This is a genomic window from Methylomonas sp. Kb3 (assembly GCF_002834115.1).
Taxonomy (GTDB): Bacteria; Pseudomonadota; Gammaproteobacteria; order Methylococcales; family Methylomonadaceae; genus Methylomonas; species Methylomonas defluvii.
On sequence record NZ_PIZT01000065.1, the window covers coordinates 1 to 20532 of the forward strand.

General features: G+C 48.8%; 17 protein-coding genes. 7 read left to right on the forward strand and 10 right to left on the reverse strand.

The genetic code is table 11. From position 1 onward, the window contains the following. The 10 genes from CWO84_RS15445 to gmk all read right to left on the reverse strand — a co-directional run. Positions 1-1137 (reverse strand): tetratricopeptide repeat protein (locus tag CWO84_RS15445; RefSeq protein WP_133120705.1); only part of this gene is annotated, 1137 nt, incomplete at its 3' end. Beyond that, entirely contained in the window at positions 1130-2485 is a 1356-nt protein-coding gene (locus CWO84_RS15450; protein WP_101053636.1) for an ATP-binding protein, read from the reverse strand. The genes CWO84_RS15450 and CWO84_RS15445, both read right to left, overlap by 8 nt. A 475-nt stretch (positions 2486-2960) precedes the next feature. Beyond that, positions 2961-4304, reverse strand: coding sequence for a DNA recombination protein RmuC (gene rmuC / locus CWO84_RS15455; protein ID WP_240618074.1), 1344 nt, complete (start codon positions 4302-4304; stop codon positions 2961-2963). A 31-nt stretch (positions 4305-4335) separates the two neighbouring features. Continuing rightward, the gene (locus CWO84_RS15460; protein ID WP_101053640.1) at positions 4336-4989 is read right to left on the reverse strand and encodes a hypothetical protein; all 654 of its coding nucleotides are present in this window, start codon (positions 4987-4989) and stop codon (positions 4336-4338) included. A 187-nt stretch (positions 4990-5176) separates the two neighbouring features. Further along, the gene (locus CWO84_RS15465) at positions 5177-5446 is read right to left on the reverse strand and encodes a Txe/YoeB family addiction module toxin (protein WP_033157637.1); all 270 of its coding nucleotides are present in this window, start codon (positions 5444-5446) and stop codon (positions 5177-5179) included. Continuing rightward, positions 5427-5699: a type II toxin-antitoxin system Phd/YefM family antitoxin gene (locus CWO84_RS15470; RefSeq protein ID WP_101053642.1), complete on the reverse strand. Its 273-nt coding sequence runs from the start codon at positions 5697-5699 to the stop codon at positions 5427-5429. Before CWO84_RS15470 ends, CWO84_RS15465 begins: the two co-directional genes overlap by 20 nt. Positions 5700-6081: 382 nt before the next feature. Beyond that, complete coding sequence (locus CWO84_RS15475) at positions 6082-6609, reverse strand: hypothetical protein (RefSeq protein WP_101053643.1); 528 nt, start codon at positions 6607-6609, stop codon at positions 6082-6084. Between the two features lie 80 nt (positions 6610-6689). After that, the gene (gene hemL / locus CWO84_RS15480; RefSeq protein ID WP_101053645.1) at positions 6690-7970 is read right to left on the reverse strand and encodes a glutamate-1-semialdehyde 2,1-aminomutase; all 1281 of its coding nucleotides are present in this window, start codon (positions 7968-7970) and stop codon (positions 6690-6692) included. A gap of 141 nt (positions 7971-8111) precedes the next feature. Continuing rightward, entirely contained in the window at positions 8112-8555 is a 444-nt protein-coding gene (locus tag CWO84_RS15485; protein WP_101053647.1) for a hypothetical protein, read from the reverse strand. Between the two features lie 17 nt (positions 8556-8572). Continuing rightward, positions 8573-9187, reverse strand: a complete 615-nt coding sequence (gene gmk / locus CWO84_RS15490; protein WP_101053649.1) for a guanylate kinase — start codon at positions 9185-9187, stop codon at positions 8573-8575. A gap of 121 nt (positions 9188-9308) precedes the next feature. Between gmk and dnaA the strand changes: the two genes are divergently transcribed. The 7 genes from dnaA (at position 9309) to CWO84_RS15525 (ending at position 20412) form a co-directional block, all read left to right on the forward strand. Then, positions 9309-10625 carry a chromosomal replication initiator protein DnaA gene (gene dnaA / locus CWO84_RS15495; RefSeq protein WP_101053651.1) on the forward strand — a complete coding sequence of 439 codons (1317 nt, stop codon included), beginning with the start codon at positions 9309-9311 and terminating at the stop codon, positions 10623-10625. A gap of 189 nt (positions 10626-10814) precedes the next feature. Beyond that, the gene (dnaN, locus tag CWO84_RS15500) at positions 10815-11918 is read left to right on the forward strand and encodes a DNA polymerase III subunit beta (protein WP_101053653.1); all 1104 of its coding nucleotides are present in this window, start codon (positions 10815-10817) and stop codon (positions 11916-11918) included. A 14-nt stretch (positions 11919-11932) separates the two neighbouring features. After that, a complete protein-coding gene (gene recF, locus CWO84_RS15505; RefSeq protein WP_101053655.1) occupies positions 11933-13006 on the forward strand; it encodes a DNA replication/repair protein RecF in 1074 nt (357 codons plus the stop codon). 120 nt (positions 13007-13126) lie between these two features. Next, positions 13127-15532, forward strand: coding sequence for a DNA topoisomerase (ATP-hydrolyzing) subunit B (gene gyrB / locus CWO84_RS15510; RefSeq protein WP_033157627.1), 2406 nt, complete (start codon positions 13127-13129; stop codon positions 15530-15532). Between the two features lie 23 nt (positions 15533-15555). Then, a complete protein-coding gene (gene dndC / locus CWO84_RS15515; protein ID WP_101053657.1) occupies positions 15556-16851 on the forward strand; it encodes a DNA phosphorothioation system sulfurtransferase DndC in 1296 nt (431 codons plus the stop codon). Beyond that, on the forward strand, positions 16844-18907 hold the full coding sequence (locus tag CWO84_RS15520; protein ID WP_101053659.1) for an AAA family ATPase: 2064 nt from the start codon (positions 16844-16846) through the stop codon (positions 18905-18907). The genes dndC and CWO84_RS15520 overlap by 8 nt, the downstream gene beginning before the upstream one ends. Before the next feature lie 11 nt (positions 18908-18918). Continuing rightward, positions 18919-20412 carry a type IV secretion system DNA-binding domain-containing protein gene (locus CWO84_RS15525; protein ID WP_101053661.1) on the forward strand — a complete coding sequence of 498 codons (1494 nt, stop codon included), beginning with the start codon at positions 18919-18921 and terminating at the stop codon, positions 20410-20412. Positions 20413-20532 lie beyond the last annotated feature (120 nt).

The following is a 20532-nucleotide window of genomic DNA, read 5'->3' on the forward strand; positions in this document are numbered from 1 at the left end:
TTGCCGGCGCAAACTCAAGCTTTCGGCGTAGGCCGCCCGCGCGGCTTCCAGGAGACCCAGGGCATTATCCACATCGCCGATCTTGTCCAGCGACACACTCAAATCGCGTAGCGCTTGCGGACTGTCGCCCAGCGCCTCCCGCAGTTGCCGGCGCAAGTCCAGACTTTCGGCGTAGGCCGCCCGCGCGGCTTCCAGGAGGCCCAGGGCATTATCCACATCGCCGATCTTGTCCAGCGACACACTCAAATCGCGTAGCGCTTGCGGGCTGTCGCCCAGCGCCTCCCGCAATTGCCGACAAAAGCCCAAGCTTTCGGCATAGGCCGCCCGCGCGGCTTCCAGCCGACCCAAGGCTTGGTCTATATCGCCGGTGTAATCCAGAATTATGCTGAAATTACGCACGGCGTCGGATGCATCAGGTTTATTAGCCAACCGCCGCAACACCGGCGACATTTGTTCTACAACTTGCCCGGCGGCGGCATAATCCGTTCTCTCAATAGCCGCGTCGAGCGCGGCGAAAGCCGCATCCGCCGACAGCCGCTGTTTGTCGGTAGTGTGTTCCCACAAGCGCTGCCATTCCAGTTCAGCAGCTGACAATTCGCAGCTGGCCGCCAAACTGGCCGGAGCCGGCACATTCTCTGCGCGACTGGCCGGGACGATAGGCACTGGCGTCGGTAAATCGGCGGTAAAGCTGCGGATGCTCCATAAATCCGGCAGCATGCTAGGCACATCGAGACGAAACTCGGCCGGCAGCAGCAAGATTAGCGGGCAGGCGACGTCGCGTTCCAGTAAAAAACGTCTTTCGTTAAGGCGGGCCAGCAATTGCCAGACCGCCCGGCGCTGGCTATCGCCATCCAGCCTTAACTCCAACCACAAGGGCGGGCGTTTGTCGCCCAGCGGCCGGGCAGCGAGTATCGCCGCCAAGGTGGTGTCGAGTTCTTCAGGCTGTTGCAGAACGAAATACCTTAACGGCAGGGTATTGATGCTCAGCAAGTCTTGCAGGCGCTGTTTCAAGACCTGGATCGGTGCGGGATGCCGGCTGAACAACACCGCCAGCGTAAAGCCGCGCGCCCATTCCAGATGCGGGCGCAGCCTACGCCAAATGCTGTCCAGCTCGGTTTGATAGTCGGTGTCAGTCACCTTTGGCAACGATGTCGCGCAGCAGCGGATGCACATCAAACCAGTCGTCGCCGTTGCGGTAGTTGAGGATGTATTTGCCTTCGGTCAGACGGGCAAAGTCCGGGAGTTTGTCCAGGCTTTCCAATTGCCGGTCGTGCTTTTCCAAAACCCGCGCCAACACCTGTTTGTCGTCGCGAGCCAGCGGCATATCGTTACGCAAGGCGCTTTCCGCGCTGGCTAATACCGTATCGGGTAGCGGTAGCGATTCCTGATACAACGCTTCGGTGATGCATAAACCGACCAGACGGAAAAAATCGCGCAAATCGCCACCGGAGTTGGCGGCTAAACGTAGCAATTGCTCCCTGGTAAAAAATGTGCTCCATTCAGGAAAACGCCGGCCGACAATATCCACCATCGCATTCAGGCCGGTTTCGGAAGGTACCGGCGCTGCGCCGTCTTGCGGGCGGTTTTCGTAAACATGCACGCTGGGCAGCATATAGATTTTGCCGCCGGAATACAAAGCCCCCAGGCTACCGGCCAAGGCCGTCAAATACGGTGGAATAGTGCAAACCAAATACAACGGCGGAAAACGCAATTTGTCGGCATGCCCGGAAAAAATGGTTTCCACGCTCTTGAACACTTTACCTATATCTTCGCTGTCGCCGACCCCGCGCAAGCGTTCCACCGAATCCAACAGTAACACTACTTTTTTATCCGGCTGACTGGCTTTCCGGCGGGCGACAGCCACAACGTTTTCGACGAATTTGCGCGCTTCCTGTACCAATCTGGCGACGTGACCGCGGGTGCCTTCCTGGAGCTTTTTCTTGAAGGTGGGATTTTCCCGTAGCGACATTTTCAAGCTGGCTTTGAGATCCTCGCCGGCTTCCAAACCAAGTTCCTCGATTTTGACTTCGCTTTGCAGAAAATTCCAAACCCGTTCGAAAAAGCCGATGTTGGCGGGATCGTGACCGTAGCGTTCTTCGATTTTTTCCGATAAGCCGCCGAGCATGCTAATCAGAAAATCGGTGATTTCCACGGCCATGGTTAAATTCAGGTATTCGGCCATATCGACATAAAACACTTCGCAGCCCTGCTCGCGCAACATTTCCGCCAGACGCATCAATTCGGTGGTTTTGCCGGTGCCACGGTTACCGGAAAATAAGTAAGTGCCGCCGCCTTCGTCGAAATCTATGCGATCAGCCAACACCCTAACCAGAGGCCTATCAGGTCCGTGTAAACCTGCCACGTAAAGGTCTTCGCTGACGCCGTCCGCAATCAAGGGATGCTTGCCGAATACCACCGGACGGGTGGCATCCAGTGCATTGAGGCAAGCTTTTATTTTGGGGCGTAATTCTGCCGGGTTGACCATGAGTATCTCTAGCCTAATTCAGTAAACATTCCGCTTTTGGAAATTTTGGTCATGTTAGCACGCAACAAGGTTTTCTTGAGTCTACCCGGACATAGTGTCCGGGTAGGTGTATTTCAACGGGCGATGTTAAGAGATGGCGCTTATAGTGCTACTCCTATCTAATGAGCTGTTGCGAGTATCGCCGGAAAAAAGCCTGCCAAAAAACACAGTTTCTGTTGAAAACTTGTTGGTCGAACAGCTAGGAGTTTGTGGATAAGTTGTCTGTAAAAACCCGGACTCTAGTTATCCCCAGACTGTAAACAAGCTAAAACGCCGCTGTATAACAGCGTTAATTTTTAATAAGGCTATGAATAAATTCATATAAACAGTGTTTTCCACAGATTTTTCCGCCTTAATAGTAATAACAATCTAAAGATATATATAAAGTTATTATTACTACGATGATTGGACCTGAGTATTTCAGATCACGGAAACATCAATCCTCCGATGACATTTGTTCGGTCAGGCTTTTAGGTAGCTTCTTTTTGACCTTAACCCCCAACTCTTCAAAAGCGCTGGCTTGACGCAACAGATTGCCGCTGCCGCTACTCAATTTGTTGACGATGCCGTCGTAGGTTTTTTGTATCGTGCTGAGTTGGTTACCCAGTTTTTCAATGTCTTCGACAAAACCTCTGATCTTGTCGTACAGGCTGCCGGCTTTATCGGCGATCAAGCGGGCGTTTTCGTTTTGTTGTTCGTATCGCCAGATGTTTTGCACGGTGCGCAAAGTCGCCAACAAGGTAGTCGGCGTAACGACGACGATCTTGTGTTCGAAAGCGTCATTGAATAACTTTTCGTCGGCCTGGAAAGCCGCCATAAAGGCAGCTTCGATGGGCATGAACAGCAATACAAAATCCAGTGAACGTAAACCTTTCAAACTGGAATAGTCTTTATTGCTTAAGCCTTTGATGTGGTTTCGGACCGCTTCGGTGTGTTGTTTCAGCGCTTCGATGCGTTGGTTATCGTCTTCCGCCGAACAATAACGCTCGTAGGCCACTAGCGAGACTTTGGAATCGATGATTACATCCTTGTTTTCCGGTAAGCGGACGATGACATCGGGCTTGAACAGCCGATTATCTTCATCACGAAACGCACCTTGGGTTTCGTATTCGATACCTTTGCGCAAGCCGGATTGTTCCAAGACTTTTTCCAGGATCATTTCACCCCAGTTGCCTTGGGTTTTATGATCGCCTTTCAAGGCGCGGGTCAGGTTCAGCGCTTCCTGATTCATCTTGGCGGTATCGCGGCGTAACGAGACGATTTCCTCGCGTAAAGAAATACGATCCTTTGTTTCGTTGTCGTAAACGCTTTCAACCCGGCTTTTGAATTCGCCGAGCTGTTGCTTGAGTGGCGCAACTAAACTTTCGATACTGACTTTATTGTGTTCGGTAAATTGCTTGCCGCGTTCTTCGAAGATCTTATGCGCCAGATTCTCGAACTGGGTTTTTAACTGATTTTCCGCATCTTGCAGTAGGCGGATTTTCTCAGCGTTGCTTTTGTGTTGTTCTTGCTGACGAGCGTTGAGATCCGCGTTTTCGGTTTTCAACTCTAACAATTGTTGCTGTAACATCTGCAACTCGGATTCCTTTTGCGCCAACAGCAAAACCCGCTCTTCCGCCACGGCCAATTTAACGGCTTGTTGCTGGACTTGCTGTTGCTGATGCTCTAACTGACTTTGCAATTCGCGCTGCCGCTTAACGCTCAGCCAGGCGCAAGTCAGGTAACCAAGCAAAGCCGCCAACGGTATTGCCTCCAGTGCCATCCCTATTCCTGTTTCCATCGAAATCCTCTTAATAAATCAAGCAGACGGTTTACCGCGGCTTGATCGACAAATCCCCAATCGTAAAACCAATGTCAAAGCCCTTGCCTTTACCCATCAACACCAGGGAAATTTCACCACGGGTCAATACTTGCCTATCCACCGAGTTTTTAATACCAAAGTGATTACCCAGCGAAATGTAATCGCCAAAAATTTCGCTGATATATTTCACATCGGTGAAATGGCCTTCGCCTTCGATAACCGAATAACCAATCGTAAAGCCTATGCTTTTTGAGGACAGCTTGACTGCGGCCTTTTGGCCATTGCGACAGGTGATTTCGCCGGTGCCGTCGTATTGCTTATAAGCCAGCGAAAAGCCCTCCATCTTGTAGGTCATGCTGCAGGTACCCAGTTTCTTTTCGCCAAACTGCTCGTTAAAGTCAATCTCGGCCTGGTTAGGCTGGCCGGTATCAGTGGTTTCCGGCGCGGCCGGCGTTGTTGGTTCCGATGGCTTTGGAGACGGTGCGTCGGTTAGCGGATGGGTAACAAAATCGGCGTGGCTTATATTGGAAAACCCGACAAGTAGACAAGTGGCGTAAAGCAGTTTCCGACCAGAAATCTTACGCTGGGCTAAATTACTCAGGTTTAGGCGATACCTCTGCTTTTTGGGGCAGGGGGCTGGCAAGTTCGTTGGCTGCTTATTCATCTATTTCGTCCAAATCAGTTAGACACGGAATATACGATTTGGCCAGAGAGCACAAATCGTTGGTTTTCAAAGCTGGGAAAGCGTGCTTTGAGTTATCAGGAGAGATTGTAGGCTTGGGATTAGCGGGTGGGAATGGCGAAAATCAAAATTGTACCGCTGGGCGATGGCGACGCTCAGATACTGACATTCAATGTTGCTCGTAATGTCCGCCGATAGCAAAAATATAAATGCAGTTATCGTCGAACTTATAAATCAGCCGGTCTTTATGCGAAATTCGCCTGGACCAAAGTCCGGCAAGATTGTGACGCAAGGGCTCCGGTTTGCCCAAACCGGTTGCGGGATCGCCGCGCAGCATTTCCTTGAGCAGTTTGCACAGCGCTTTGTGTAAAACTTTGTCTTTGTCTCTAAGCTCTTCGTAAACCGCCCAAGTGTTACCTTCAAATGCCAGCGATCTCATTGAATTGCTCTTCGCTTGGCCGGTAGCCTTGTTGTTGAGTATGTGTGGCGGCGGAAGCAGCGATTTGTGCCATCAGGCTGGCGTTTTGCAGCACATAAAGCGTTTCCTGCTCCCGTTCCCAATCGTCCGCGCTGATTACCACAAACGCCTCGCCAGCTCGTCGGGTAACTTTCAACGGCTCGTGATTATCGACCACTTGCTCGACGTAGCTTTTTAAATTGTCCCGAAATTGATTGACGCTGACAGTTTCCATAATGGCTTTCTCCTGTACGGAAGTTCCGTACCATTATAAGGCGAAAACAGGGATATAACTACAGGCAAGGGGCTGTTGGGGTGTTCTCTATGAAAAAGTTTCGTAGGTCACGTTGGCGCGATACGACTGTATGGATACAGGAGGTAGGGCAACGTAGGAGCAGTTGCCGAGCGGCTACGGACAAATCGAGCCATGTTGTCAGGGAACGCTATCGCGAACCCTGACCTACCGGGCTATTTGACTTGCTGGCTGTCACTCGCGTAAAAACTCAGGTAAATCGGTATTGGTAGGTGCGGTTAGCGGAGCGTAACCGCACAAATGGGAGGCTTTCATGCCTCCGATTAAGCTTCGCTAATCGGAGCAACGCGGACTTTCGGAGGGATCATTTCAACGCAAGGTCTCTTGCTAATTGTTCAAGGAACCGGTTATATGCTTGATCTTGGGCTAGTTTGTTACGCTCCTTAGTGAATCTATCTCCCCACTCAACTTCCCATTCTTTACTATGGCTCTGACGATCACCATCGGCAGTCGAAATATCACTTCGGATTCGAGCATCTTTTCCGGACCCTCCGTAAGGTGCAAACGCTTCCTCCATAAAAGTTTCGTAAGTATGAAACAACTCATTTGAAAAGAATGGTTTGTAGGTATACATGGCTTTATCGACGGCGCGTTTTTTTGCAATGATTTCTAACGGTGTCATTTCTTTCCAACATCCAACGAATGCTAAGTAGGAGTATATGTCATTAAGATCGCCACCTACTGTCTTGTAGATTTCGCTTCGCAATGCAGTTGCACGCTCGCTGGTCTTTATCGAGTTGTTGATGATGATACCAAGTATTAGCACCAGGACTGGAGTCACAAGTGATACACCTAACTTGGCGATTTCAAGACTTTCCCAAGGTAAATCCATGTAATCCTCCAGTCATTTGTTATAGAAAACTGATAAGTGTTATTTCCGTATCGGGTGTGAACATTGAGTTTTCGCTTATTTCAGAAGCTATCAAACACTTCACCCGCCGCATCCACCGTAGCCTGCAAATCCTCATCCGAATGCGCAGCAGAAACAAACCCAGCTTCAAAAGCCGATGGAGCCAGGTAAAAGCCTTTGTCCAACATCCCATGAAAAAATCGTTTAAAGCGATCAACATCGCAAGCCATGACTTGGGAAAAACGGCTAACCAATTTTTCATTGCTAAAGAACAATCCAAACATACCGCCAACCTGGTTAGTGGTGAAGGCGATGCCGGCCTGATCGGCGGCTGTTTGGAGGCCAGCCAACAGTTTTGTGGTTTTGGCGGTCAAGGCGTCGTAGAAACCCGGCTGGTTGATCAGTTCCAGGGTTTTCAAACCAGCGGCCATCGCAACCGGGCAGCCGGACAAGGTGCCGGCTTGATAAACCGGACCCAGCGGCGCCAGATATTCCATGATCTTGCGGCTGCCGCCGAAAGCACCGACCGGCAGGCCGCCGCCGATGATTTTACCCAGCGTGGTCAAATCCGGTTTAACGCCGTACAGGCCTTGCGCGCCTTGCAAACCAACGCGGAAGCCGGTCATTACTTCATCAAAAATCAACACGCTGCCGTATTGATCGCAAACCTCGCGCAAGGTTTGCAGAAATCCCGGCTCGGGCGGAATGCAGTTCATGTTGCCGGCTACCGGTTCGACGATGATGCAGGCGATTTTGTCGCCAAGTTCGGCGAAGGTGCTACGCACTGCATCGCTGTCGTTGTAAGTCAGCGTGAGGGTATCGGCGGCCACCGAGGCTGGCACGCCGGGCGAGCTGGGCACGCCGAAAGTCAAAGCCCCGGAACCGGCCTTGACCAGCAAGGAATCGGAATGGCCGTGGTAGCAGCCTTCGAATTTAACGATCTTGTCGCGTCCGGTGTAACCGCGCGCCAGGCGCAAGGCGCTCATGGTGGCTTCGGTACCGGAGCTGACCATCCGCACCATGTCTATCGACGGCAGCAGTTCACAAACTGTTTGCGCCATCAGCGTTTCGATTTCGGTGGGCGCACCAAAACTCAAACCTTTTTCGGCGCTGTGTTTAACCGCGTCGATTACGGCCGGATGTGCGTGTCCCAAAATCATTGGTCCCCAGGAACCGACATAATCGATGTAACGCTTGCCTTCGCTGTCGTAAACATAAGCGCCGGCTGCGCGATCGAAATATACCGGCGTGCCGCCAACACCGCTGAAGGAACGCACCGGCGAGTTGACGCCGCCGGGAATGTATTGTTTGGCTTGAGAAAATAATTCGGAAGATAGTGTCATGGGGAATGAAAGATTGGATAAATCGGTAGGTTGGGTTTACCCTGAATAAGCTCGATAGAGGGTAACCCAACATTTAAGGCCGACGTGTTGGGTTACGGCTAACGCCTTTTATGCCCTTTCGGGCAAACCCAACCTACATTGTTATTGTGGTTTGCCGAATAAATGCGGGCCTTTGGGCTGCGGTTTGTTTTGCAAACAGAAATACGCCGCAGCATCGAATTTGATCTGCAAGGTGTGGGTGTCTTCGTGGTCTTCCAGGTATTTCTCGGCATCGATTTCCGATAGATCTTTCATGATGTGTTCTGCAATGCAGTCACAGCTTTCTTGGAAGCGTTTTTCGTCGACGTCTTTGTTATTCGAATTTTTCAGTTCCCGCGCGACGCATTTGGCGGAAAACTCTTTTTCGAATTGACGTTTCTCGGGTTCGGTCGCTTCGCCGGTATCTACTCTGTGTACCGCTTTTTTGGCAGTGCCGGCGCTAGCGCTAGTTTTTGGGGTTTCCGCTTCATCGCTGGAGCAACCTGCAAGGGTCAACGCCGAAACAATCAGCGTGGCAAACAGATAAGATGTTTTTCTAGTTTTCATAAGTGTTGTTAGTTCTATTAGTTAAGTAAATCTTGCAGCAATGCTGCCAAGGTTTTTTGTTGTTGATTTTGGGTTAAGCGGTTTGCGGTCACGATGCTTTTTAATTGCTGCAACGCTAGATTGAAATCGTCGTTAACGATCAAATAATCGTACTCCGGATAATGGCTCATTTCCGTCACCGCATCGCGCATGCGCCGGGCAATCACTTCAGGATTATCCTGGCCGCGATTTTGCAAACGCTGTCTCAATACCTCGATAGACGGGGGCAGGATGAAAATCGACAGGCTTTCCGGCAACATCCTTCTGACCTGCTGAGCGCCTTGCCAATCAATTTCCAGAATCACATCCAGACCTTTGGCTAGATTATCTTGCACTGTTTGCTGAGCGGTACCATAAAAATTATCGAACACTTGCGCATGCTCTAAAAAGGCTTGCCGCTCGATCATGGCTTTAAATTCGTTAACAGGGACGAAAAAATAATCGACGCCATCCTGTTCGCCGCTACGCATTGCCCGCGTCGTGTGCGATACCGACACGGCCAGATCGTCCATTTCGGCAATTAGTTGTTTAACCAAGCTGGTTTTGCCCGCCCCGGACGGCGCGGAAATAATATAAAGTTTGCCCGAAATCATGTGTGTTTATGAGGGTAATCCATGCGGTCGCCATTCTTTTCTGATAACGTCCATAGAGTCAAGCCCTAAGCGGTCACTGTGGTATCATGCAATGCCTTTCTAAGCCCCTTCTTGAATGCCGATGAGTGTGATTTGGAACAACTGCCTGGCCAAGCTTGAACATGAAATTCCCAGTACCGATTTCAGCACCTGGATCAGGCCGCTGCAAGCAGTGGAAACCGACAGCCAGTTAAAATTGCTCGCTCCCAACCGGTTTATTATCGACCATATCAAGCAGCATTTTTTCGCGGTGATCGAAGACGCGGTCAACGAGTTTTCCAATGCGACCTTGGCGCTGCAGTTTGAAATCGGCAGTAAAAAATCGCCGGCCATCAAAGCGCCAACGTTGAGTAAAAGTCCGTCGCAAAAAAAGAACCAACCCAATTTTTTAAACAAAGCTTTCACTTTCGAGAGCTTTGTGGAGGGTAAATCCAACCAATTGGCCAGAGCTGCTTCGGTAACGGTTTCCGACAATATCGGTAAAGTTTACAACCCGCTGTTTATCTACGGCAGTTCCGGTTTGGGTAAAACCCATTTGATGCATGCCATCGGCAACGCGGTGCTGTTGAAAAAGCCCGACGCCAATATCGTCTATCTGCATTCCGAGAAGTTTGTGCAAGACATGGTTAAGGCGCTGCAACAAAACAGCATCAACCAGTTTAAAGAATACTACCGCAGCATCGATATTTTATTGATGGACGACATCCAGTTTCTGGCGGGTAAGGAACGTTCGCAGGAAGAGTTTTTCCACACCTTTAACAATCTACTGGATAACAAACATCAGGTGGTTTTGACCTGCGATAAATACCCAAAGGAAATCGATGGCTTGGAAGACCGTTTGAAATCCCGCTTCGGTTGGGGTTTGCCGGTGGCAATAGAACCGCCGGATCTGGAAACCCGCGCCGCGATCTTGATTAAAAAGGCCATGCAGGTCGGTGTGGATCTTGATCAAGACATCGCCTTTTTCATCGCCAAACGCATACCTTCCAATGTTAGAGATCTGGAAGGTGCGTTGCGGCGGGTGGTAGCCAACTCGCAATTTACCGGCCGCGACATCACTCTGGAATTTACCAAGGAAGCGCTGCACGATTTGATTAGCTTGCAAGATAAGTTGATCAGTATCGATAACATTCAAAAGACCGTGGCCGAATATTTCAAGATCAGGGTGGCTGATTTATCCTCAAAAAATCGCAAACAATCCATCACTCGGCCACGACAGGTGGCTATGTGTTTGGCTAGAGAGTTGACCTCTCACAGTTATCCGGAAATTGGTGATGCGTTTGGCGGACGCGATCACACGACAGTCATCAACGCCTGCAAGCGGGTGGCTGAGTTGAAAGATGACGATGTGAAGATGGCGGAAGATTACAAAAACCTGTTGAGAACCTTATCGCATTAATTGCGCTTAAGTTGTGGATAAAGTGTGCCGAAAATACTCTATCCAGGTTATCCACAAACCTCATACAAGCTAAAATGGTATCCGGCAACAATGTTTGATACATGCTAAGATTTTGATTTAAATTAGATAAAACCGGTTTTCCACAGCTTTTTGTTTACATAGTAGTAACAATATATAAAAGATATTTATATGAAATTTATTATTAGCAAAGATCAAATTTTGCCGCCGCTGCAGCAAATCGTTAGCGTGATCGAGAAACGGCAAACCATGCCGATTCTTTCCAATGTGTTGTTGCAGGCCAGCGACGAGCAGTTGGTAATGACCGGTACGGATACGGAAATCCAGATTGTTGCTAAATTAAATATCGAATCAATATCTCATTCTGGGGAAATTACGGTTCCTGCTAGGAAATTTCTGGATATTTGCCGCTTATTACCAAACGGCGCTGAAATCCACTTCGAGTTGCAAGACGATAAAGTCAAAGTTGTCTCCGGCCGCAGCAGGTTTTCTTTAAGTACCTTGCCAGCTGAACATTACCCTGAGTTTAATGAGTCCGAGTTTGAGCATAGCTTTTTATTGAATGCCGGCAAATTCAAGAAGGCGTTGGATAAAACCGTGTTTTGTATGGCTAATCAGGATGTACGCTATTACCTTAACGGCTTGTTGTTGAACGTGAGTAATTCCAGGCTGAAGTTGGTGGCTTCCGATGGTCATCGTTTGTCGATTTATGAAGACGATATTGGACAGGCGACCGGTTATGAATCCCGCATCATCATGCCCAGAAAAGCGGTGCAGGAACTTAGCCGCTTGCTGGACGATGCAGACGCTGAACTAAACATCCAGTTTTCCAGCAACAACATCCGAATTTATTACAAGGATGTAGTGTTCTCTTCCAAACTGATCGATGCCAAGTTTCCGGATTTCAGTAAAGTGTTTAATCAAAGCTTTATGAGTCCTTTGCTAATCCAAAAACAAGTCTTGAGAGATGCGTTAACGCGGGTGGCGATTCTGTCTAATGAAAAGTACAAGGGCGTGACTTTCGATATATCCGGCGATTTGCTGAAACTCAGTACGCATAATCCCGAGCATGACGAGGCCGAGGAAGAGTTGATCATCGATTATCAAGGTGAGCCCTTGAGTATTTCGTTTAACTCGCAGTACATGTTGGATGCTGTGTCCAATTTGGATTCCGAAATGGCGGTGCTGACCATAGCCGGCAATGCCAGCAGTTGTTTTATTGAAGAACCCGAACAGCCTTTATTTAAATTTATTGTGATGCCGATGCGGATGTAGGTTGTCCAGGGATTATGACCTTATTAAAGCTGGATGTGCTGTCGGTCAGAAACATCCATTCCGCAAGTATCTCGCCGTCTCCTGCCATTAATTTCATCACCGGCGCCAATGCCAGCGGCAAGAGTTCGCTGCTGGAAGCTATTTTTATTTTGGGTAGATCCCGTTCGTTTAGAACGACCCATACCAAGCAGGCAATTTCTTTCGAACAGTCGCAATTGACCGTGTCGGCGCAAAATCGGCAACACTCCGGATCCGTCAGCACGCTGGGGATTCAAATTGACAATAAGCAATGCCAGATTCGCATCGACCAGGAAGATCGGCAAAAAGCGGATTTGGCTTACGCATTGCCGGTGCAATTGATTCATCCCAAGAGTTATCGCTTGCTGGACTCCGGGCCGCAAATCCGTAGAGAGTTTTTAGACTGGGGGATTTTTAATCAGCACAAAAACTTTCTGCCCTGTTGGCGCAAGTTTAATAAGGCTTTGCAGCAACGCAACGCTTTGTTGAAAATCCGGCAAATCAAGCAGCTGCCTGCCTGGGACAAAGAACTTGTGGAATACGGGCAGGTGATTAACGATTTTCGTTTGGCCTATGTAGCCAGCCTGCAACCGGTGTTTTTAGAAATGGCTGGCCATTTCTTGGATAGGGATGATGTCGATTTACGCTTCTTGCCAGGCTGGGACGATAGACAAGCCTTAGACTTTATTTTGAAAAACGATCTAGACCGAGATATGCGCTATGGCTTTACACATAGCGGCCCGCACCGAGCGGATTTTCAAACGTATCAAAACAAAAGACTGGCGAAAGATTATCTTTCGCGCGGACAACAAAAGCTTTTGGTCTTGGCTTTGTTGTTAGCGCAAGTGACTTTATTAAACCAGGAAAGCCCATACTCGTGCTGCATTCTCATTGACGATCTAGCGTCCGAATTGGATACAGAAAACCGGGCAAAATTGATAAAATACCTCGTTGGATTGAGTTGCCAGGTTTTTATCAGCAGTACCGATATAGCTGATTTTGGCGACTTAAGTTCGGTAGAAAACTATAAATGGTTTCACGTGGAACACGGCGATGTAAAACAATTTTGATGTTTCACGTGGAACAAATAATAAAAATTAACAACTCCCATCACACACGATACAACCGATTCATGAGTGACATGAAGGCCGGGCATCGTTGCGGTAAAACACAACACAATGGATATACCCATGAGTGAAAATTACGACAGTTCGAATATCACAGTACTTAAAGGCTTGGATGCGGTCAGAAAACGTCCAGGCATGTACATTGGCGACACCGATGACGGTTCCGGCTTGCATCACATGGTGTTCGAAGTGGTCGATAACTCCATCGACGAAGCATTGGCTGGTTATTGCAAAGGCGTCGATGTCGTGATCCATGAAAACGGTTCAGTATCTGTCTACGACGATGGTCGCGGTATTCCGGTGGATATACACAAGGAAGAAGGCCGTTCCGCCGCCGAAGTCATCATGACCATCCTGCATGCTGGCGGTAAATTCGACGATAACGCCTACAAAGTCTCCGGCGGTTTACACGGCGTAGGTGTTTCGGTAGTAAACGCCTTGTCTGAAGAGTTGACCCTAAAGATTCGTAAGAACGGTAAGCTACACATGCAAAAATACGTGCTCGGCGAACCCGTAGCGCCTTTAGCGGTGATAGGTGATTGTGAAGGTAGCGGTACCTACATCAACTTCAAGCCCAGCCCAACTATCTTCACCAATATCGAATTTCATTACGACATCCTTGCCAAACGTTTGCGGGAACTGTCGTTTTTAAATTCCGGTGTGCGCATCTCCTTGCGCGACGAAAGATCCGGCAAGGAAGATGTATTCGAATTCGAGGGCGGTATCAGCGCCTTTGTGCAGCATCTGAACAAAAACAAAACCCCGTTGTTTGAAAAAGTCTTTCACTTTATCGCCGAAAAAGAAGGCGTAACGGTGGAAGTGGCGATGCAATGGAACGACTCCTACCAAGAGAACGTGTTCTGCTATACCAACAACATCCCACAACGCGACGGCGGTACGCATTTGGCCGGTTTTAGAGGCGCCTTGACTCGCACCATCAACCAATACATCGAAACTAACGGCCTGGCTAAAAAAGAAAAGGTCGCCACCACCGGTGACGATGCCCGCGAAGGTCTAACCGCTGTGTTGTCGGTAAAAGTCCCCGATCCCAAGTTCTCTTCGCAGACCAAAGACAAATTAGTGTCATCGGAAGTCAAACCCTTGGTCGAATCGACCATGAACGAAAAACTGCAAGAGTTCCTGCTGGAACAACCGCAAGTCGCCAAAGCCATCGCCGCCAAAATTATCGATGCAGCCAGAGCACGTGAAGCGGCTAGAAAAGCTCGGGAAATGACCCGCCGCAAAACCACCCTGGATATTGCCGGTTTACCCGGCAAACTCGCCGATTGCCAGGAAAAAGACCCGGCCTTGTCCGAACTGTTCATCGTGGAAGGGGACTCGGCGGGCGGCTCCGCAAAACAGGGCCGTGATCGCCGCACCCAAGCCATCCTGCCGTTGAAAGGTAAAATCCTTAACGTGGAACGCGCCCGCTTCGACCGTATGATTTCATCGGAAGAAGTCGGCACCCTGATCACCGCCTTGGGCTGCGGGATTGGTAAAGACGAATACAACATCGATAAACTCCGCTACCACCGCATCATCATCATGACCGACGCGGACGTCGACGGCTCGCACATTCGCACCCTGTTACTGACGTTTTTCTATCGGCAATTGCCGGAGTTGGTCGAGCGCGGCCACATCTACATCGCCCAACCGCCCTTATACAAAGTCAAAAAAGGCAAACAAGAGCATTACGTCAAAGACGACAACGCCTTAAATCAATACTTGATCCAATTGGCTTTGGACAAAGCGCAACTACAAACCGATGCCGACACCCCGGTCATCCAAGGCCAAGGTCTGGAAAAATTGGCGACTGAATTTGCCGACGTGATGAGCATCATCAATCGCCTGTCCAGACGCTACGACGACCTGTATCTGGAGCAAATGACCTACATGCAGGTGTTAAGCGACGAAATCAAAGCCGATCAGCAAAAGCTGCAAGCCTGGTTGGATTTGCTGCAAAAAAATCTGAACGAGGGTGGTCATAAAGCCATATTCAGCACCGAGTTAAAATATCGCGGCAGCGACGACTTCGATGTGGAAGTCAGTAAGCGTCTGCACGGCATTACCAAAAGCTTTGTCTTGCACGCGCCGTTCTTCGCCGGCAACGATTATCAAAAAATCGCCCGCTATGTAGAAAAAACCCTCAGCATGTTCGGCGAAACCTCTGTCATGCGCATGGGCGAACGCGAACAGCAAGTGGATAACTTCAAGCAAGCATTCGAATGGATGATGAAAGAAGTCAAAAAAGGCCAGCATATCCAGCGCTACAAAGGTTTGGGCGAAATGAACCCGGAACAGCTTTGGGAAACCACTCTCGACGCCAACGGCCGCCGCATGCTGCAAGTCACCATCAACGACGTAGTTGCCGCCGACGAAATCTTCACCACCCTAATGGGCGATGTGGTGGAACCGCGTCGGGATTTTATTGTGAAGAATGCGCTGGATGTGGCGAATTTGGATGTTTGACTAATACTTATATTTAAAAAGCAATGATTCAAAAAATACTGGAAAACCTCCATAGACTTTACTCTATGGACTCTAGGCCATGGATTGTGGGCTATAGTGGTGGCAAAGATAGCTCCATGATTGCTTCCCTGGTCTTTGAGGTAGTGATGGCTCTACCGCTTGAACAACGTAATAAAGAGATTTGTATTGTTTGTACCGACACTCGTGTGGAAATTCCCGCTGTTGTAGCGAGGGTTCAAAGCGAATTGGACCTTATGCAAGCCTGCTCAGATACACATGGATTAAACATTTCTTCACATCTATTAAAACCAACGGCGCAACAGTCATTTTGGGTAAATATTATTGGCCGTGGGTATCCGCCGCCTAATCGAACCTTTCGTTGGTGTACTCAGCGGTTAAAGATTGATCCCGTCAGCGAATTCATTCGCGGTAAGCTCGGGCATTGGGGGGAAGCCATTATTGTGTTGGGAGCCCGTCGAAGCGAGAGCGGCTCACGTGCACAAACATTGGATGCTCGGGCTAAGAGCGAATTCGGTTTGCGACGCCATGACGACTTACCTCGTTGTTGGATTTCGACCCCGATTGAACATATCTCTACTTTCGAGGTTTGGGATTACTTGATGGAACGTCCTTGTCCATGGGATGGCGACAATCAAACTCTTTTTCAGCTTTATAGGGATGCATCTGGCGGCGAGTGCCCGCTGGTGGTTGACCAATCTACACCCTCATGTGGCAATAGTAGATTTGGCTGCTGGACTTGCACGGTAGTAGAGAAAGATAAAGCCAGCGAGGGTTTGCTAGCCACTGGAGATCAGCGTATGGAATCACTGCTCCGGTTTCGCGAAACACTATTGCATTTTCGTGATCCAGAGAACGGTTACCGCGATATGGTGCGGAAAAACGGTCAAGAAGGACCGGGACCGCTGAAAATTGAGGCTCGGAAAGAGCTTTTAACTAAACTGTTAGCTTTGCAAGACGAATCGGGTCTCCCTGTCATCAGTGAAGAAGAGCTGCATTGGATTCAAACCTTTTGGAATAGCGCTCGCAATCCAGATGACGGTACGGGGGTCGTCAATATTATCTTCCAGCAAAAGGGTGACGCCATGCCAGACAGAAAGGATGAAGCTGAGTTGCGAGAAATCGAGGAGCGCGTAGCAACGGAAAAGGAAATATCGATAGAAACATTGCGACGGCTTGTTTCGAAGGTCGAAGAATATGGTGAAAGCCACCGTGCTGTAGGCTTGCCAGACGAACTGTTGCAGATATTGCAAGATGATTTGAGAGAGCGCCAACTGGAAAAGGAACAAACGAATGCCTGAGGTGTATATTGATTCGCTGTCTATCAAGAATTTCGGGCCATATTACGGAGAGCATACCTTCGAGCTTGGAACTGAGGGATACCGTCGAGCCACGCTTATCGGTGGCAAGAATGGTGCGGGTAAAACCCATCTGCTTCGAGCACTATATCTAGCCACTGTCGGAGAAAGTGGCGCTATTGATCTTAAAAAAGTTGAATCGGGTTCAGATGCGACTCGATTTGATTTGGCTGAATCATTGAATCGTCGAGCAAAATCCGAGGGCGAAGACAGTTGCTCAATGACGTTACAATTAAGCCAGCGCGATGAAACCGGCAGTATTGGTCGAACATTGACATTGGTTCGTCAGGTGAGGTGGCGACCCAATTCACCTCCGGTTTTTAGTTCTAAAGCCAATCTATCTGGAGATTCTCAATGGATAGAGGACGAAGACAAGGTTCAAAAGTTGCGCGACGCTTTTTTGCCACGCCATTTGACACGCTTTTTCTTTTTCGACGCGGAGCGTAGCCAAAGCATCCAGCTAAATGAGCGGGAAATAACTGAAGGCATCAGCCGAGTGCTTGGCCTTTACTCCTATTCGGAACTAGAGGAAGACTTACGCCAACTGACTGCCAATAAAATTCCCAAAATATACGGTAGTGGCTCCGAGGCGGAACGTCGCTTAAACGACATCACGGCTGAAATACTTCGCCATGAGTCCAATCTCAAAACGCTTTCGATTGATGAGTCAGACCAAAAACAAGAACTTCGGGACAACATATCGGAACTTGATGATGTAGAAGATCAGCTCAAATCTATCGGGGCCGTAGATCCTGAACAACTGACTAAAGCGACCAAACAGCGCGAGGAAATAAAATCAACCAAGGACAAGCTGGAAGCCAATCTTGGCACGGCCTGGGAATCGACATTACCCATTTCTCTGTTAGGTGGATTCCGCGCAGAGCTTCATGAATATTTACTGAAGGAGGAACGCCGAAGAGATTTCGAAAATCGAAAAGCTAGCGTAGAGCCAAAAATCCCTCAAGTAAAGCAAGCTGTGTTTGAAAACGTCCCGCCTAACTTTGTGCTGGATGATTTACTTCGAAGTTTCTATGAAGCCCAAATAGATGTTGCACTTCAAAGTTTGTTCAATCCCCCGCCTGAGGGTATGTCAGAGACAATCTTTGTTGTTCCTGAACGTAACGAGCTTAGCATTCAGATCAGATCAAAACTACGAACTCAGGCTACAGCGATACAAGGTCTTGCTAACTTGTGTGCTGAATTAGAGCGCAAGACATCTGAACTCAGAGAGCTTGATCAAACGTTAAAAGTACTGAACTCGGACAGCACTGCTATCGCTCTCGGCAATGAGTTACGTGAGCGCAGAGGCTCCCTTCTAAAACATAAAGAACAGATCGACGAAAAGATTTCCAATATTCAGGCCGAACGCATCCTAATCAATAATAAACTCCACGAGCTTCGTAAGGAGGAAACCAATCTGTCGGAGCAAGTGCAAAAAGTACAGAAAGGACGGGATCTCAATAGCTTGGCGCATCGCTATCGGGACGCTGTAAGCCAAATTAAGTCCAGCGCAGCCATATCACTTCGAGAGAAGATTGCTGACATCGTTGGAGGATTGTGGCTCGATATAACCGACCGAGGCTTAGAATACGTCGGCATGGAGTTTGATCAACACTGGAATTGCTTCCTGAAAAAGTCTGATGGCAGTCGCGTATCCTGGGAAAGCGCCAATACCTCGGCTGGTCAGCGCCAAGTTCGAATTTTGGCATTCACCGAAGCGTTGCGTCGTTTGGGCCGCTTCGTAACACCGCTTGTAGTTGATACGCCATTGGGGCGTCTGGATAAAGAAGTCCGTGAAAACGTATTGGAACGACTATATCTTTCGGGTCATCAAAGCATCATTCTGACTACTAACGCAGAAATCGATCCCAAAAGCGATCTTTTTGACCGAATCGCACCCCACTTATCCAGGGTCTACACCTTAAATCCCCAAGGTGATCCAGAATCGAACTCGTACCAAGTTAGAGTCAGCAATGACTACTTCAAACGAGTGCTTTAGAGATTATTGCCATGAGAATAAAAACAAGTGCCGCTGTAGGTGATTTCTTGGAATTGGTTTGGAGCCGCGTCCATGCTCCAAATAAAGCAGTCTTGGGCAGAGCTGGAATGTTCCTGGCTTTGGGAGAAGGCTTACCAAATGGATTTAAGGTGGCCGATTCCCAGGGTATTGAGTTAGCTGAAGAAACTATCGTTGGCGACGACTTGGCTCCAGTAGTGAGAGCAGCTCTAAATTATCGCAATGGTTCGACCCTAGATGAAACTGCCTACAAGCAAGCGTTTCGCCTTTATTTCGAGTACGGTTGCCATCGTCTCATGCAATTGTGGGACGAATACAATGGCGACCAAATCATGTTCACATCAGCGTTGATCAAAACGGCAAAAACCGGTCCTGAACTTATTCAATCCAAAGAAGGCTCCGCAATAACGCCTTTGGCGATTGTGGACCATCCGGTCCGAATCAAGTTACTTGATGACGTTGAATCTTGGACAATCAATGCGGCGGGCGGGAACTGCCTTACCGTAATTTCAGGTAAACCCGGCTCAGGCAAAAGCCAACTTGCTCTGGACCTGTTGGCCCAAATATCGCGCCAAGGTGTCAGATTTTTGTTTTTCGACTTGAAAGGTGAGTTGGAAGAGGACCCTTCAAACCCGCAACAAACGCAAACCCGAAATAATTTTCTTCAAATTACGGGGGCACATTATATTCGTCTCATTTCAGAGGGTTTGCCCATCAATCCTTTGTTTAGAGGGAAGTCCGAGGCGGAAAATGCCCAGATTGCCTCTGAGGTTGCTTCTCTGGTGGGCGCATTTGCGCCGCAACTTGGTGCAAATCAGGAAAGAGCCATTCGCGATGCGTTCGAAAGTCTGGAACGTCCAGATTTTCAAGGGCTTGCAGCAGAATTGGAGCAACGGGGAGAAGAAGGGGTTGCGCTCTCAATATTGGAGAAAATTTCCAAATTCAACCTGTTTTCAAACGCAAACAGGGCGCAGCCGATTGAGCGCTGGTTAAGTTCGTCACAAGTCATAGACTTCAAGCCTCTCGGTAACGACAACGATACTAAAGTATTGGCTGTCGCTTTCATTTTAAACTGCATCATGCGGCAGTTAAATCGTGCCCTAGCGGTTAAAGAAGGCGTTCAGCCTTTGCAAATGGTATTGTTTGTTGACGAAGCGCATTTGTTACTACCAAAGGAGGGGAAATCTGGTCTTTTGGGTTCTTTGGCTCGGCAGGGCCGTTCATGGGGCTTTCCTGTTTGGCTAGCGTCTCAAGATGCGGATGCCTTTTTGACAAAAGGAGCTAACGCAACAGATTTTGCTGAGTTGGCAGAATGTGGAATACATTTTTCGCCTCAAACGCTGTCGGACAATGAACAGAAGAAAGTACTCGGGCAGTCTCTAAATAAACCTTTGCAGAAAGGTGAAGCTGTTCTTCGGTTGTCTGGTAAGCTTTACACAGGATTGGCACGCCAAATTTGGCGTGACGATGGCGATATAGAGGTGTAATTAATAACTAGGCGACATAGAAATTGCGCTTAAGATATGGATTACAGTTCAACTGCGTCACGGTGCATGGTCCGCGACGCGGAAAAGCCCGGCGTTACTACACGGCGTGTGGTAACGATT